This is a genomic window from Bradyrhizobium rifense, assembly GCF_008123425.1.
Classification (GTDB): Bacteria; Pseudomonadota; Alphaproteobacteria; order Rhizobiales; family Xanthobacteraceae; genus Bradyrhizobium; species Bradyrhizobium rifense.
In genome coordinates this window covers 49,772-65,283 of record NZ_VSSS01000068.1, presented here as the reverse complement: position 1 = coordinate 65,283, position 15,512 = coordinate 49,772, and the positions used below count along the sequence as shown (strand labels likewise).

Annotated in this window: 15 protein-coding genes and 1 riboswitch; of the genes, 5 read left to right on the top strand and 10 right to left on the bottom strand. The window is 64.8% G+C overall.

Translation table 11 applies throughout. The annotated features are described in order from the left end of the window. The first annotated feature begins 62 nt into the window (after positions 1-62). From FXB40_RS39490 to FXB40_RS39480, 3 genes are all read left to right on the top strand, one after another. Entirely contained in the window at positions 63-1,016 is a 954-nt protein-coding gene (locus FXB40_RS39490; protein ID WP_187437466.1) for a ribose-phosphate pyrophosphokinase, read from the top strand. A gap of 277 nt (positions 1,017-1,293) precedes the next feature. Then, on the top strand, positions 1,294-2,322 hold the full coding sequence (locus FXB40_RS39485; RefSeq protein ID WP_148777668.1) for a putative zinc-binding metallopeptidase: 1,029 nt from the start codon (positions 1,294-1,296) through the stop codon (positions 2,320-2,322). Further along, positions 2,319-3,353 carry a D-alanine--D-alanine ligase family protein gene (locus tag FXB40_RS39480; protein ID WP_187437465.1) on the top strand — a complete coding sequence of 345 codons (1,035 nt, stop codon included), beginning with the start codon at positions 2,319-2,321 and terminating at the stop codon, positions 3,351-3,353. Before FXB40_RS39485 ends, FXB40_RS39480 begins: the two co-directional genes overlap by 4 nt. A gap of 8 nt (positions 3,354-3,361) precedes the next feature. Here FXB40_RS39480 and FXB40_RS39475 read toward each other — a convergent pair whose 3' ends face one another. Then, a complete protein-coding gene (locus FXB40_RS39475; RefSeq protein ID WP_210352226.1) occupies positions 3,362-4,447 on the bottom strand; it encodes a serine hydrolase domain-containing protein in 1,086 nt (361 codons plus the stop codon). Positions 4,448-4,542: 95 nt separating this feature from the next. Between FXB40_RS39475 and FXB40_RS39470 the strand changes: the two genes are divergently transcribed. Further along, entirely contained in the window at positions 4,543-4,872 is a 330-nt protein-coding gene (locus FXB40_RS39470) for a PadR family transcriptional regulator (protein ID WP_148777666.1), read from the top strand. After that, a complete protein-coding gene (locus tag FXB40_RS39465; protein ID WP_148777665.1) occupies positions 4,869-5,441 on the top strand; it encodes a DUF1700 domain-containing protein in 573 nt (190 codons plus the stop codon). The genes FXB40_RS39470 and FXB40_RS39465 overlap by 4 nt, the downstream gene beginning before the upstream one ends. A gap of 3 nt (positions 5,442-5,444) precedes the next feature. Here the strand turns inward: FXB40_RS39465 and FXB40_RS39460 are convergent, their stop codons facing one another. From FXB40_RS39460 to FXB40_RS39420, 9 genes are all read right to left on the bottom strand, one after another. Continuing rightward, the gene (locus FXB40_RS39460) at positions 5,445-5,903 is read right to left on the bottom strand and encodes an SRPBCC family protein (RefSeq protein WP_148777664.1); all 459 of its coding nucleotides are present in this window, start codon (positions 5,901-5,903) and stop codon (positions 5,445-5,447) included. Between the two features lie 6 nt (positions 5,904-5,909). Further along, on the bottom strand, positions 5,910-6,749 hold the full coding sequence (locus tag FXB40_RS39455) for an XdhC family protein (protein WP_148777663.1): 840 nt from the start codon (positions 6,747-6,749) through the stop codon (positions 5,910-5,912). A gap of 11 nt (positions 6,750-6,760) precedes the next feature. Further along, complete coding sequence (locus FXB40_RS39450; RefSeq protein ID WP_148777662.1) at positions 6,761-7,969, bottom strand: vWA domain-containing protein; 1,209 nt, start codon at positions 7,967-7,969, stop codon at positions 6,761-6,763. Next, positions 7,966-8,832 (bottom strand): AAA family ATPase, encoded by an 867-nt coding sequence (locus FXB40_RS39445; RefSeq protein WP_148777661.1) that lies wholly within the window; start codon positions 8,830-8,832, stop codon positions 7,966-7,968. The genes FXB40_RS39450 and FXB40_RS39445 overlap by 4 nt, the downstream gene beginning before the upstream one ends. A 2-nt stretch (positions 8,833-8,834) precedes the next feature. Next, a complete protein-coding gene (locus tag FXB40_RS39440) occupies positions 8,835-11,255 on the bottom strand; it encodes an aerobic carbon-monoxide dehydrogenase large subunit (RefSeq protein WP_148777660.1) in 2,421 nt (806 codons plus the stop codon). Next, positions 11,252-11,752, bottom strand: a complete 501-nt coding sequence (locus FXB40_RS39435) for a (2Fe-2S)-binding protein (protein ID WP_148777659.1) — start codon at positions 11,750-11,752, stop codon at positions 11,252-11,254. The genes FXB40_RS39440 and FXB40_RS39435 overlap by 4 nt, the downstream gene beginning before the upstream one ends. A 13-nt stretch (positions 11,753-11,765) precedes the next feature. Continuing rightward, complete coding sequence (locus FXB40_RS39430; RefSeq protein ID WP_148777697.1) at positions 11,766-12,629, bottom strand: FAD binding domain-containing protein; 864 nt, start codon at positions 12,627-12,629, stop codon at positions 11,766-11,768. A 370-nt stretch (positions 12,630-12,999) separates the two neighbouring features. After that, positions 13,000-14,202, bottom strand: coding sequence for an MHYT domain-containing protein (locus tag FXB40_RS39425; protein ID WP_148777696.1), 1,203 nt, complete (start codon positions 14,200-14,202; stop codon positions 13,000-13,002). A 243-nt stretch (positions 14,203-14,445) separates the two neighbouring features. Further along, positions 14,446-15,006 carry a 6,7-dimethyl-8-ribityllumazine synthase gene (locus tag FXB40_RS39420; protein ID WP_148777658.1) on the bottom strand — a complete coding sequence of 187 codons (561 nt, stop codon included), beginning with the start codon at positions 15,004-15,006 and terminating at the stop codon, positions 14,446-14,448. A 74-nt stretch (positions 15,007-15,080) separates the two neighbouring features. Next, a riboswitch (FMN riboswitch) is annotated at positions 15,081-15,255 on the bottom strand. Between the last annotated feature and the right edge of the window lie 257 nt (positions 15,256-15,512).

Here is a 15,512-nt window from a genome sequence, read left to right as displayed (position 1 = left end):
CTGTCAGTGGGTATTCTCTGATGTTGAACGTCGTATCCAGCAAAGCGCGGGAGGAAGCGTCTATGTCGGCCAAGAACGGCTCCATCAAGCTTGTCGCCGGCAACTCCAATCCTGCCCTCGCGCAGGCGATCGCGCAGGGCCTCGATGTGCCGCTGACCAAGGCGGTCGTCCGGCGTTTCGCCGACATGGAGATCTTCGTCGAGGTCCAGGAGAACATCCGCGGCTCAGATGCCTTCATCATCCAGTCGACCTCGTTTCCGGCGAACGACAATCTGATGGAGCTGCTGATCATCACCGACGCGCTGCGCCGCTCCTCGGCGCGCCGCATCACCGCGGTGATCCCCTATTTCGGCTACGCCAGGCAGGACCGCCGCTCCGGCTCGCGCACACCCATCTCGGCCAAGCTCGTCGCCAATCTGATCACCCATGCCGGCGTCGACCGCGTCATGACGCTCGACCTGCATGCCGGCCAGATCCAGGGCTTCTTCGATATCCCGACCGACAATTTGTTCGCTGCCCCCGTGATGGTGCGCGACATTCGCGAACGTTTCGACCTCTCCAAGGTGATGGTGATCTCGCCCGACGTCGGCGGCGTGGCCCGCGCCCGCGGCCTCGCCAAGCGCATCAACACCCCGCTCGCGATCGTCGACAAACGCCGCGAACGTCCGGGTGAATCCGAGGTCATGAACGTGATCGGCGACGTCTCCGGTTACAGCTGTATCCTGGTCGACGACATCGTCGATTCCGGCGGCACGCTGGTGAACGCGGCCGATGCGCTGATCGCCAAGGGCGCGAAGGATGTCTACGCCTACATCACCCACGGCGTGCTCTCCGGCGGCGCGGCCGCTCGTATCGCCGGCTCGAAGCTGAAAGAGCTCGTCATCACCGACTCGATCCTGGCGACGGAAGCAGTGACCAAGGCGCCGAACATCCGCACGCTACCGATCGCGAGCCTGATCTCGGACGCGATCGCACGCACCGCGGCGGAAGAGTCGGTCTCGAGCCTGTTCGACTGAGTTTTCTTCTGCGCCTCTCCCCGCTTGCGGGGAGAGGCCGGAATGCGCGCAAAGCGCGGATTCCGGGTGGGGGGGGACTCTCCACGAGTCCAACTCTCACCTCCCTCGCGGAGACTCCCCCTCACCCCACCCTGTCCCCGCAAGCGGGGCGAGGGAGCACGCGTTCCCCCGTCCCTCACGACGCGCCGCAACACGCCCCACAGCCCCACGGGTTGTTGCCAACCGCTGCCCATGACATCATCCGGATTCCGAGTCATCTCTGCCCTCTGGATACCTGATGCCGCGCCGGAAATTCGCTTGGGAAAAACTGTCGGATGACGAGTTGCTCAAGCAGCGTCTCTCCAGCCTGAGGGTCACGGTCGAAGGCACCTGGCTCGAAGACTGCGTTGGCACGCTTCACGAAGAGCTCGAAGAGCGGGGCATCCGGCTGCGGCCGCACACGTGGATCTCGAGCGAATGGTTCAGTCCGGGAGATGTGCCCGGCATCGCGCTCCCGTTCTATCTCGCCCATCCCCGCCTGATGAAGCTCGAGAAGAAGATGATGTTCGACGTCGAGGGCGGAACCTGGCGCGAGTGCATGGCCATCCTCCGTCATGAGGCCGGCCACGCGCTGCAGCACGGTTACCAACTGCAGCGCCGCCGGCGCTGGCAGCAGCTGTTCGGTCCGTCGTCAAAGCACTATCCACGCTACTACCGGCCCAACCCGGCAAGCCGGCGTTACGTCCAGCATCTCCGTCTTTGGTACGCGCAGAGCCACCCGGACGAGGACTTTGCTGAAACCTTTGCGGTATGGCTGCGGCCGCGCTCGAACTGGCGGACGCGATATGCCGGCTGGCCGGCGCTGAAGAAGCTCGAATATGTCGACGAGCTGATGAGCGAGATCGCGGGAAAGCGGCCGCTGATCACGACGCGGGAGCGTGTCGATCCGCTGAGCAAGCTCAGCCAGACGCTCGAGGACCACTACAAGAAGAAGCAGGCTTTCTACGCCTTCACGCCACCGAAGACTTACGACCGCGACCTCTCCCGGCTGTTTTCCGCCGATCCTCGGCATCATCGCTCCCAACCGGCTTCGAGCCTGATCAGGCGACATCGTGCCCAGATCAGGCAGATGGTCGCGCGATGGACAGGCGAGAACCAACTTACGCTCGATGCCGTGCTTGACGACATGATCTCCCGCTGCCGCGAGCTCGATCTGCGCGCGGTGGGCCCTGAACAGAAGCTCGTTCTCGATTTCACTGTCCTCGTGACCGCCAAGACGATGCACGCGCTGTTTGGCCCGTCTCGGCGCAAATGGATCGCGCTATGAGACGATTCCGTATTCTCGTGCTGATGCATCCGGACTTCCTGCCTCCGGATTCGACCGACGGATACACCCCGCAGGAGATCAACAACTGGAAAACGGAATACGACGTCGTGAGCACTTTGCGCGCGGCTGGGCATGAGGTCCGCGCACTCGGCGCGCAGGAGGAAATCAGGCCGATCCGCGAAGCGATCGAGGAGTTCAAGCCGCACGTGGTTTTCACGCTGCTGGAGGAATTCCACAACAACGTCGCCTACGACCAGCACATCGCCAGCTATCTCGAGCTGATGAAGGTCCCCTATACCGGGTGCAATCCGCGCGGCCTGATCCTCGCACGCGGCAAGGATCTGTCGAAGACGCTGGTGCATCACCGCCGGATTGCGGCGCCGGCCTTCGCCGTCTTTCCGATGCGCCGCAAGGTGAAACGCCCGACGCGTCTTGCGCTGCCGCTGATCGTCAAGAGCCTGAATATGGATGGATCCTTCGGCATCTCGCAGGCATCGATCGTCGATACGGACGAGAAGCTGGCCGAACGGGTCGCCTTCATCCACGAGCGGGTCGAATCCGCCGCCATCGCCGAGCAGTTCATCGAGGGGCGAGAGCTGTATGTCGGCGTGCTCGGCAACAACCGGCTGCGCGTGCTGCCGGTTTGGGAATTGAAATTCGGCAGCATGGGCGGGCGCAGCTCGCGCCACATCGCGACCGAAAAGGCCAAGCACGACACCGACTATCAGGAGCGTGTCGGTATCGTCGACGGGCCGGCGAAGGACCTCGCGCCTGAAGTCACCGCGCGCATCCAGCGTGCCGCGAAACGCATCTACAGGGCGCTTGGCCTCGACGGCTACGCGCGCATCGATTTCCGTCTCGCCGCGGACGGCACGCCGTATTTCATCGAAGCCAACCCAAATCCGGAAATCGCCAAGAGCCAGGAGTTCGCCACGGCGGCTCAACATGACGGGCTCAAATACAGGGAGCTCCTGCATCGTATCCTGACCCTCGGGATCAGCCGCGCCAAAGCGGGTGTGTCTCTGGGGTAAGAGCGGATTCAGGCAAAGCCCGGCAGCACCAACTCCTTCATCAGAGCGAGCATCACGGCGGTCTGCTCCTGGCCGGATCGCTGATAGTTTCCGCAGTGGATCACCACGACGAGATCGCGCGCCGGCATCACGAACAGATATTGGCCGCCCCAGCCGACACCGCCGAACCAATGCAGGGGCTGCGCCGTGGCGAAATCGCCGACGTACCAGTGATAGCCGTAATCGCGGCCAAAGCGGGTCGGGACGACCGGTGTGGTCACGCGCTTCACCCAGTCGGACGGAACGACCTGTCGACCGTCCCATTTGCCGTCGGCCAGCAGGAGTTGACCGAACTTGACGAGGTCGCGCGGCAAGAGACCTGCGCCTGACGCAGCGCGCGGTTCGCCGTCACGGCCAACGCGCCAGTCGGACGGGCCAAAGCCCATCGGATCGAACAACACGCGGCGGCAATAGGCCGGCAGGGCTTCGCCGGTGCCCCTGGCAATGAGCCGGCCGAGCAGTGCAGTCGCGCCGCCGCAATAGGTCCACTTCGCGCCGGGCTCGCCGACGATCGGATGTTCGAGAATGAACCGATAGCGGTCAGGCGCGGTTTCCATCGCCGTCTCGGCGTTGCGTGGATCGCCGTAGACGATCGCAAGCTCGTCCCATTCGAAGCCAAGCGTCATCGAGAGCACATGGTGGATCGTGATCTTGTCACGGCCGGGCTGCGCGGCGAGATCGGCATATTCCGGAAACTGCGCGTAGAGCTTTGCGTCGGGCGGCGGCACCTTGCCTTCCGCGAGCGCAATGCCATAGGCGAGGCCGACGACGCTCTTGGAGACAGAGCGCAAATCGTGCAGCACGTCGGGGCCAAAGACGACGTCGCCGAGCGGAGCGCCCAAACGCTCGTCTGCGCCCCGCCCGTAATGCTCGAACACGAGCTTGCCGCCCTGGCTGACCAGGAGCACATGCAGACCGGGCACCTTTCCGGCCTGAATGAGCCCGGCGAGGCGCTCCGCGGTATCGGACGATGCGGCAAGCGCAGGCATGGCCCGCGGCAGGATCACGCTCGCGCCAAGCGCAGCCAGCAGATGACGACGGTTGAGAGAAGCCATAGTCGATTCCTCCGTAATGGGTATACACAGGTACCTTGCAATACACAGTACCTTGCTATATAAGCTCTCTCGAAAGCGGTGTAGTCAAGGAGGAAATGGCCGACTCGACGAATCAGGTTCAGCTCAAGAAGGGCGCGCTGGAGCTCTGCGTGCTCGCTCTGCTCGCGCGCGGCGAGAGCTATGCCTATGAGATCGCGAGTACGCTGTCGGCTGGCGTCGGCATGGGTGAAGGAACGATCTATCCGCTGATGCGGCGCATGCAGGATGACGGGCTGGTCGACACCCGCCTCGAGGAATCCAATAGCGGGCCGTCGCGCAAATATTATCGGCTGACGGCCGCGGGCCGCGCCGCCTTCACCGCGCAGAAGCGCGAATGGCGAAGTTTTTCGGATGCCGTGGACAGGCTGCTCGGAGATTCCAAATGAACCGCGCCGACTTCCTTCACATCCTCGGCGATGGGCTCGCGGGACTGCCCGCGGCCGAGATCGACGACATCCTGGCCGACTACGCCGCCCATTTCGAGGAGGCCCGTGCCTCAGGCCGGACCGAGCAGGAGGTCGCCTCCGCACTTGGCGACCCCAGACGGCTGGCACGCGAGCTGCGCGCCGAGACGGGATTGCGGCGGTGGGAGAACCATCACTCCTTCCGCAACTCCACGGCCGCGCTGTTTGCGCTCAGTGGCCTCGCCGTGGTCGACATCGTCCTGCTGCTGCCGCTGCTGCTCGCCGTGCTTCTCATCCTGCTCGTGATCGCCTTCGTGATGTGCGTGCTCGGGATCGTCGGCATCGGCTTGCTGATCAGCATCTACAAGCATTTTGGCGACGGACGGATCGTCGAGCTGATCTTGCGCGGGCTCGCAGGCGTCGCGCTGGTCACCACAGGCGCAGGGTTCGCTGCATTGCTGGCGCTGGGACTCAATACGGCAGTCCGGTGGCTCGGCGGCTACGCACGGCTGCATTACCGGTTGCTCAAGCCGGAGCGGAGCGAAGCGTGAGTTTCAGCCCGCTTCTGCTTTCGCGCTCACCACGTCCGCAAACGACTTGAAAAACTCTCCGGCAAGCTTCGTCGCGGTCGAGTTGATCAGCCGGGCACCCAACTGCGCGAGCTTGCCGCCGATCTGCGCGTCGACCTCGTAATGCAGCACCGTGACATCGGCGCCTTCGGATTCCAGACGCACCAGTGCGCCACCTTTCGCAAAACCGGCGACGCCGCCGGAACCCTCGCCCGAGATGCGGTAGGAGTTGGGCGGATCGAAGTCGGATAGCGTCACCTTGCCGCTGAATGTCGCTTTTACCGGGCCGACCTTGAAGACCACCGTCGCCGTCATCTCGTTCGGCGCGGTCACGTCGAGCGACTGGCAGCCGGGGATGCAGTGCTTCAGCACAGCGGGATCGTTCAGCGCCGCCCACACCTGCTCGCGTGACGCCGGTATACGCTGGCTGTCGTTCATCTGCATGATCGATCACTCTCTGCTTGCTGATTGATTGGCGGCGCGCTGGCCGTGCCTTCGTTCCACAGTGATCTCGGCGAGGATCGACATTGCGATCTCCTCGGGCGTGATGGCGCCGAGATCGAGCCCGGCCGGTGCCTTGAAATCATCGATCGCCGCAGTACTGGCGCCCTCCGCGAGGAGCTTTGCGCGCAGCGCTGCCATCTTGCGACGGCTGCCGACGAAGGCGTGATAACAGGCCTTGGTCGCGATCGCCGCGCGCAAGGCGGCCTCGTCGCCCTTGCCTTGTGTCGAGACCACGACGAAGCGTTTGGCGTCGTTCAGCTCGCCGAGCTGGTAGCCGTCGATGATCGCATCGGCATCCGGCTGCGCGGTGAGATCGGCGGCAGGCGCGGCGAGCGTGACGTAATAGCCGAGCACGCGCGCCTGCGCGGCGAGCGACAGCGCCACCGGGCTTGCGCCGAGAATGACCAGCGAGGGATGCGGCAGCACCGGCTCGACAAAAATGTCCATGGTGCCCTTGCTTGGGCACATGTTGCTGGCGAAGCGAACACCGTCGCGGCTCTCGCCCGCGCTGACGCCGAGCTCGGCCAGCAGGTTTTCCGGCTGCACCGAGACCATGCGCGGCTCGCCGTCGGCGAGCGCCTCGCGCGCCGCCTTCAGCACCGCGCCTTTGGCGCAGCCGCCGCCGATCCAACCCGCGACGATGGTGCCGTCGGCCGCGATGATCGCCTTGGCGCCAGCCTTCGCCGCGGTCACCGACACCGTCCGCACCACCGTCGCGAGCACGAAGGCGCGCTCGGCGGCCTTCATCTGCGCCACGAGATCCAGCACCTCGACATGAGCGGTCATCGCAACATCCCTCAGAGCCTGGCCAGATAGGGTTCGAGCGCACGCAGGCTTTGCAGCGAATTCGCGGGCGCATAGAGATCGACATGCGGCAGCGCCGCTCTTATACCCCGCGCCTCCGGCGTATAGCCCTCCCACGCCATCATCGGATTGAGCCAGACGATGCGGCGGCAGCGGCGATGCAGCGCCGCCATTTCGCGGCCGAGCAATGCGGCGTCACCAGTTTCGTAACCGTCGGACACGATCATCACGCAGCTGCGCGAATGAATGACTCGCGCGGCATGCCAGCGGTTGAAGGTTTGTAAGGACTCACCGATTTTCGTGCCGCCGCCCGCGCCCTGCGCCATGATCGAGAGCCGGTCGAGCGCACGGCCGGCGTCCCTCTCCTTCATCGCATCGGAGACGTAGGCGAGGCGCGTGTGAAACAAAAACGCCTCGGCCTCGCGAAACTGGTCGAGCACGCCATGGATGAAGCGCAGGAACACGGAGGTGTACATACTCATCGAGCCGGAGGCATCGAGCAGCACGACGAGCCGCAGCGGCTTGTCCTTGCGCTGGCGTTTCACGAGCGCGATCGGCACACCGCCATGGCTGATGTTGCGATGGATGGTGCGGCGGAGATCGAGCCGATAGCCGCGCCGGCGCGCCAGATCGCGCCGGGTCAGCCGCGTACGCATCGCCTTGGCGAGCTGTGCCGCGGCTTCATGGGCCTGTGCGACCTGATCGGGATCGCTGAGCTTTCGGAAATCGACTTCAGCAAGATTCTCCGCGCGCGAGGCGCCTTCCATGCGGCCCTCGCCGGAACGGCCTTCCGGTGCGCCATCGGAGGACGGAAGCTGATCGGTGACGGATTGGCTGCTGCCCTGCTCGGCGGCCGTATCCTGCAAACTCTTCAGCGATGGATTGCTGGCGCCGGGCACCGAGCCAATCGTGCGAGAGCGCGAGCGCACGCGCTTGCCCAGCCAGAACGCATCGAACAGCCCGTCGAACTTGTCCCAGTCGGATTTGCGCGCCGAAAACAGATGCTTGAACGCGGCGCGCAGCAGGCCCGGTCGCGCCGCATAGCCCGCCGACATCAGCGTCGCCGCATCCTGCCCTTCGGCGAGCCCAACGCGGAAGCCGGCATCGCGCAAGGTGCGCAGGAAAGCGGCAAGCTTCGCGGAGACGAGGCGGGAGACCTCGTTGAGATCGTCGTAACCAGGGCTGGAGCCGCAGCAGCTCATGCGACCCTCCCCAGCAGGCGCTGCGTCACCTCGGGCGTGACACGGGCGCGGTCCTCGTGGGTCTTCAGCAGGCAGACCAGCGTCTCATGCACGGTCTCGGGCGCGTCGTGGAGATCGCGGACGTCGAGACCGACCAGCGCCGCAGCCCAGTCCAGCGTCTCTGCGACGCCCGGCACCTTGCGCAGCTCCTCCTTGCGTACGCCTTCGACCATGCGCGCGATCTGGAGCGACAACGACGGGCTCGCGCCCGCGACGCGCGCCAGGATGATGCGGGTTTCCCGATCGACGTCGGGATAGTCGACATAATGATAGAGGCAGCGCCGGCGCAACGCGTCGGAGAGCTCGCGCGTGCCGTTCGACGTCAGCACGACGTGCGGGATGGTAATGGCGGGAATGGTGCCGAGCTCGGGGATCGAGACCTGGAAATCGGACAGCAGCTCCAGCAGGAACGCCTCGAACTCGTCGTCGGCGCGGTCGATCTCGTCGATCAGCAGCACCGGCGCATTTGGGCGGCGGATCGCGGCGAGCAAGGGACGCTCGAGCAGATATTTCTCCGAGAACACCTGGTCCTCGATGCTGTCGGTGCCGCGATGAGCCTGGATCACCAGCAACTGGCGCTGGTAGTTCCACTCGTAAAGCGCGGCGGACTGGTCGAGCCCTTCATAGCATTGCAACCGGATCAGCTCGGTCGCATGCACCTTGGCGAGCGCCTTCGCCACCTCGGTCTTGCCGACGCCCGCCTCGCCCTCGAGCAACAGCGGACGCCGCAACAATTGCATCAGCGAGACCGCGGTCGCGAGGTCCGTATCGGCGATGTAACCCGATGCAGCCAGCGCTTGCGCGATCTCGTCACGGCCTTTCATGGCTAGGCCACCGCGCCCAGGTCCTTCGCCGCCTTCCAGTTGCGCCAGAAGTCGTGGGGCATCTGGATGTGCGTCGCGCCCAGGAACGAGAACGCGTCGTTGACGGCGTTGGAGAAGGCCGGCACGCCGCCGACATTCGGGCTTTCGCCGACGCCCTTGGCGCCGATCGGATGATGCGGCGACGGGGTGACGGTGAAATCGGTCTCCCAATGCGGCGTCTCGACCGCGGTCGGCATGAAGAAGTCCATGAACGAGCCGGTGACAACATTGCCGACCTCGTCGTAGCGGATCTCCTGGCCCATCGCGATCGCGAAGGCTTCGGTGAGACCGCCATGCACCTGGCCCTCGATGATCATCGGGTTGATGCGCGTGCCGCAGTCGTCGAGCGCGTAGAAACGCCGGACCTTGTACACGCCGGTGTCAACGTCGATGTCCATCACGCAGAGATAGGCCCCGAACGGATAGGTCATGTTGGGCGGGTCGTAGTAGCTCACCGCTTCCAGCCCCGGCTCCATGCCCGGCGGCACGGAATTGTACGCCGCCCAGCAGATATCCTTCATCGACATGAATTTCTCCTGCAGGCCCCTGACCCGGAAACCGTCGATGTCGAATTCGAGATCGTCCTCGTGGACCTCGAGCTTGTAGGCGGCGATCATCTGCGCCTTGGCCTTGATCTTTCGCGCAGCCATCGCGATTGCGGCACCGGCGACCGGCGTCGAGCGCGACCCGTAGGTGCCGAGCCCGTAAGGCGCGGTGTCGGTGTTGCCCTCCTCGACCATGATGTTGTCGGCGGGAATGCCGATTTCGGTGGCGATGATCTGGGCCCAGGTGGTCTCGTGGCCCTGGCCCTGGCTCTTGGACCCGACCCGCGCGATGCCGGCTCCGGTCGGGTGCATGCGGATCTCGCAGGAGTCGAACATGGCAATGCCGAGAATGTCGCAATTCTTCGAGGGGCCGGCGCCGACGATCTCGGTGAAGAAGGAGATGCCGAGGCCCATGATGTCGCGGGTCTCGCCACGGGCGAACGCGGCCCGCTTCTCCGCCTGCTCCTTGCGGAGTGCAGCGTAACCTGTGGCCTCCATCATCTTGCGCATGGCGGTGTGGTAGTCGCCGGAATCGTATTCCCAGCCCAGCGCCGAGTGATACGGAAACTGCTCCGGCTTGATGAAGTTCTTCAGCCGCAGCTCAGCCGGATCCATGTTGAGCTTCTGCGCCAAAATATCCATGGCGCGCTCGATGCAGTAGGCCGCCTCCGTGACGCGGAACGAGCAACGGTAGGCGACGCCACCGGGCGCCTTGTTGGTGTAGACGCCGTCGACAGCCAGATGCGCGGTCGGGAAGTCATAGGAGCCGGTGACGATGTTGAAGAAGCCGGCCGGCCATTTCGACGGATCGGCGCAGGCATCGAATGCGCCGTGATCGGCGAGCACGTGCACGCGCAGACCCGTGACCTTGCCTTCTTTCGTCGCGGCGATCTCGGTGGTCATGTGATAGTCGCGCGCAAACGAGGTCGCGGTCAGATTCTCGATGCGGTCCTCGACCCATTTCACCGGCTTGCCGGTGACGATGGAGGCCACGGCCGCACAGATATAGCCGGGATAGGCGCCGACCTTGTTGCCGAAACCGCCGCCGATGTCGGGGGCGATCACATGGATCTTGTGCTCCGGCAGCTTTGCGATCAGCGCGACGACCGTGCGGATCACGTGCGGGGCCTGGAACGTGCCATAGATGGTCAGCTCGCCCTTGATCTTGTCGAAAGAGCAGACGCACTGGCAGGTCTCCAGCGGCGACGGATGGGTGCGGTGATAGGAGATCAGCTCCTTGATCTTGACCTCGGCCTTGTTGAAGGCCGCGTCGGTCAGCTCCTTGTCGCCGACGGTCCACTCAAAAATGTGGTTGTCGTGCTTGCGCGGACCATGCGCGCCGGACATCTTGCCGACGAGGTCCTCGCGCAGCACCGGCGAATCCGCATTCATCGCTTTGAAAGGATCGACCAATGGCGGCAGCGGCTCGTATTCGACGATCACAGCGTTGATGCCGTCATCGGCCGCATAGCGGTCGGTGGCGACGACGAAGGCGACCTCCTGGTTCTGGAACAGAACCTTGCCGTCGGCCAGAACCATTTGCACGTCGCCGGCCAAGGTCGGCATCCAGGCGAGGTTGACGGTCTTCAGCGTCTCGGCGGTGATGACTGCGAGCACGCCGGGGACCTTCAGCGCTGCGCTGTCGTCGATCTTCTTGACGCGCGCATGCGGATGCGGCGAGCGGACGAAGTCGCCATGCAGCATGCCGGGCAGCTTGACGTCGTCGACGTAATTTCCCCTGCCTTGGGTGAAGCGGATGTCCTCGACGCGCTTGCGCTTGCAGCCCATGCCTTCGAGTGCGGCGGTGCGTTGTTCCCGCGTGGGAGTGAGGTCGTTCATTCCGCAGCCTCCTGGAATTCCACGCCGTTGATCTTGGCGCTCGCGTATTGAATGGCCTTGACGATGTTCTGGTAGCCGGTGCAGCGGCAGATGTTGCCGGAGATGCCCATCCGGATTTCCGGTTCGCTCGGCGAGGGATTTTCCTTCAAGAGGCGATGCGCGCGGACAATCATGCCGGGCGTGCAGAAGCCGCATTGCAGGCCGTGCATCATGCGAAAACCTTCCTGCAGCGCCGACAGCGTGCCGTCGGCATTGGCCATGCCTTCGATCGTGGTGATGTCGCTTCCCTGGGCCTGCACTGCGAACATGGTGCAGGACTTTACCGACATGCCGTCGATATCGACGGTGCAGGCGCCGCAATGGGTGGTCTCGCAGCCGATATGGGTACCGGTCAGCTGCAGATTTTCGCGGATGAAGTGCACCAGCAGCGTGCGCGGCTCGACGAGGCCTTCGACCTCCGCGCCGTTCACCTTCATGGTCACGTGTGTTTTGGCCATTGGTCCCCTCCCCTTACTTCGCTCGGCTAGCTGCGCGTTGCAGCGCCCGCGTCACCATGATGCCGCCGACATGTTTTCGGTATTCGACCGGACCGCGCGCATCCGCAGCCGGCGCCATGATCGCCGAGGCCGCGGCGGCCGCCTTCTTCAGCGTGGCCGCATCGAGGCTGGTTCCGATCACGGCCTTGGCCGCGTCAGCGGCGAGCAGCGGCGTCTCGTGAACATTGGTGAGGCCAATCGCGCAGGTCGCGACTTTGCCGCCGGACATGGTGAGCACGACGGCCGCAGCCGCGGTGGCGTAGTCGCCAACCTTGCGCTTGAGCTTTTCGTAGGCGTAGCCGTGACCGGCCGCCGGCACGGGGACCGAGATCGAGGTCAGGATCTCGCCGGGCTCGAGCGCGGTGAAATAGGCGCCCTGGTAGAAGTCGGCGGCGGCGATGTCACGGGCTCCGCCCGCACCTTCGAGGCGGTAGCTCGCGCCCAGCGTCATCATCAGCGCCGGCATGTCGTTGCCGGGATCGCCATTGGCGACATTGCCGCCGATCGTGCCGCGGTAGCGCACCTGCGGATCGGCGATCAGCAGCGCCGCCTCGTGCAGGATCGGCATCGACTTTGCGACCTCGTCGGAGGCCAGCAGCTCGTGCTGGGTGGTCATCGCGCCGATAACGAGGTTGTTGCCGTTACGGCTGATGCCCTTCAGGGCGGCGATGCCATGCAGATCGATCAGATGGGCGGGGGTGGCGAGCCGAAGCTTCATCATCGGCACCAGGCTGTGCCCGCCGGCCAGTGGCCGCGCATCCTCGCCGAGGTCCACCAAGAGTTTGACGGCATCGGCGACACTCGCCGGCCGGTGATAGTTGAATGAGCCCGGGATCATCATCTCCTCCTCGTCGTCCTTGCGCGTGACGGCGCGGACGTTGGAGGGGACGGTCACTCCGCACCGGGCAAGCCGCAATCGCTGGGGCACGGAACAGCGGATTTCGCACGAGTTGCGGGTGGAAGCGCACGAATTGCGTCAGGTGTGGCGACGTATGAGCCGCGATCTCGGTGCAACCTCCCCCGCTTGCGGGGGAGGCATAGGCCGCCCACAGCGGCCGGCTCTTAAGAGACGCCGGGGCGAAGCCTCGGCTATGGCGAAGCGCCGGGTGGGGGCTCTCTCCTCTCCGGGAGTCTCTCTGCGGAGATACCTCTCCCCAACCCTCTCCCGCAAGCGGGAGAGGGCGCGCACTTCCCGCGCGGCTAGACCCCTACGCCTGCCGCCGGTTCACCAGCCCCAACCTCGCCTTCACCTCGGCGATCTTGGCCCGACTCACCGGCACCCGGTGCGGCGAGGGGCCGTCGAGCTCGAGCACGGCGCCGTCGCCCTCTTTGCGGACCAGCGCGACATGGGGAATGGCGACGATGTGGCTGCGGTGCACCCGCAGGAACAGCGAGGGATCGAGCTGGGCCTCGGCCTCCGAGATCGACCAGGGGCACATCCGCTCCCGCGTGCCGTCATGGACGCGGGTGTAATGCGCATCGGCGCGCACGCTGCGGACGTTCGCCGTTTCAATGAAATGCGTCCCGTCGGAGCTTTCGACCGGCAGCCGGGGAACCGGCGCGCGCGGCGGCTGACCGAGGCCGCCGAGCGGCGCCATTGGCCGCGGAGGGGCGGCGGATACGGCAACCGGTTCGACCACGGCCGGCGCGACCGACGGAGCAACCGGATCAACGGCAACAGGAGCCGAAGCCTGTCGGCGTTGATCGGGCACGAGCGACAGCAAGAAGCCGGCAGCAATGACGAAGCACAGCACCGCGACGATGATCGACAGGATTTGTTGCGACGCGGCAAGGCCGCCGCCGGCATGGTGATGCGCCGCGCCGGTCAGCGGCTCGAAATGCATGCCCAGCATCGCGGTGTAATGCATGCCGGAGACGGCCATACCAAAAACAATCGAGCTGACGATCAGCCGAACGCCCTCCTGCTGCGCCAGGAAAGCGCGCAGGCCGCCATAGGCCGTGACGATGGCCACGACGACCGACAGAAGGACCATGATCGGGTCGTGCACGATGCCGAACGGGCCAGCCAGCCCGTGGATCCCGACATAATGCATGCTCGCAATGCCCGCGCCGAGCAGCACCGCCGACGACGCCACGCGCTTCAAGCTCGGCTCGCCGATCGAGACAAAGAAAAGCGAGATGCCGACCACCAGCGCGCAGATCAGGAACGAGATGATGGTGGGAAGAACGAGATAGACCGTGTCCGGCGGCAGCGGCGCGGCCAGCATGCCGACGAAATGCATGGTCCAGATGCCGACGGCAAGAAACACAGCCGCCCCCGCAAGCAGAACGCGGTTGCTGACGCCGGGCGTGTTGCGGATGCGAGCAGCAAGCGCAAAGCCGGTATAGCCACCCAGACTCGCGATCGCCACAGAGAGCGCGACGAGATAGGGATCGTGTCCTTCGAACATGATCTTGTCGGCCGCCCGTCTCCACGGCACGGCCTCCTCCCGCCGCCGACTGTATAGGGACGGCGGCGGGATTGACAATCAGCGGCGTGTGACTTGGCACAGTGCCAGACCCTCATGGTGAGGAGGCGCGCAAGCGCCGTCTCGAACCATGCAGGCCCAGCTGAAGCAGCGGGGCCTTTCATCCTTCGAGACGCGCGCGAGAGCGCGCTCGTCAGGATGAGGAGCGAGCATGCCCGCGCCCCCTCACACAATCCCCGCCGCGACCTGGCCGCGCAGGCGCTCCAGGCCGAGCAGCGTCTCCGCACAGGCGGCCGCGACCTCGACGCCCTTGATCGCAAAGTGCCTGCGGAAGAAATCGTAGTGCACTTCGGTCTCGTGGAATTGCTGCGGCGTCAGCACGGCCGAGAACACCGGCACCTCGGTGCGCAGCTGCACGTCCATCAGCGCCTTGATCACGGTGTCGGCGACGAATTCGTGGCGATAGATGCCACCGTCAACGACAAGGCCGGCCGCGACGATCGCGGTGTAGCGCCGCGTCTTGGCGAGGACCTGCGCATGCAGCGGGATCTCGAACGAGCCCGGCACCTCGAACACGTCGACATGGGTGAGATGGCGCGCCTCGGCCTCCTTGATGAAGGCGATGTGGGCTTCCTCGACCACGTCGCGGTGCCAGCAGGCCTGCACGAAGGCCACCCGCTGCGGCTTTGCAAAACGCGGATGCTCGGTCGCCGGCGGATCAACTGGAACCGGCGGCTGGGTTGTCTGGGACGTTTCGGTTTGGGGATCTTGCAACATCTGATTCATGGCTTTCCTTCAAAGGACCAGAATCAGGGCACACGGAACGACAAACAGCCGCATCCTGCGATGCGTCTGCCACCGACCGTTCTCTTTCATCCGGACTTTAACCGTCGGCTTCGGAGTTGCACCGAATCTGCTGACCCTTTCCTTTGGAGAAAATCCTTTTCAGGAAACCCCTTGGGGAAGGCGCTCGCGGGCTTAGACCTTTCGGCCCTTACCGCCGGTGGGGACTTTCACCCCGCCCTGAGAACATCGGCCGTCCGGGATGAACGGCCTGAACGGAAATATGACGCCGGTCCGGGGCCGCAGCAAGCGTGTTCCGCAGCAAAAAATTGCATGGTCCCATGCCGCTATGGCTGGCTGGCCCTCGCGGGGCGGAATTAACGATTGGTGCGCGGTCCGGGAGTCCGATTCCGATTTGTTCCTTTCGTTAATAATTGTGGCCGAGATGAGCTGTGGACGAACGAGTCCTGGCTTGTGGACGGACTCGGGACCCGGTTGCGCAGATTCCG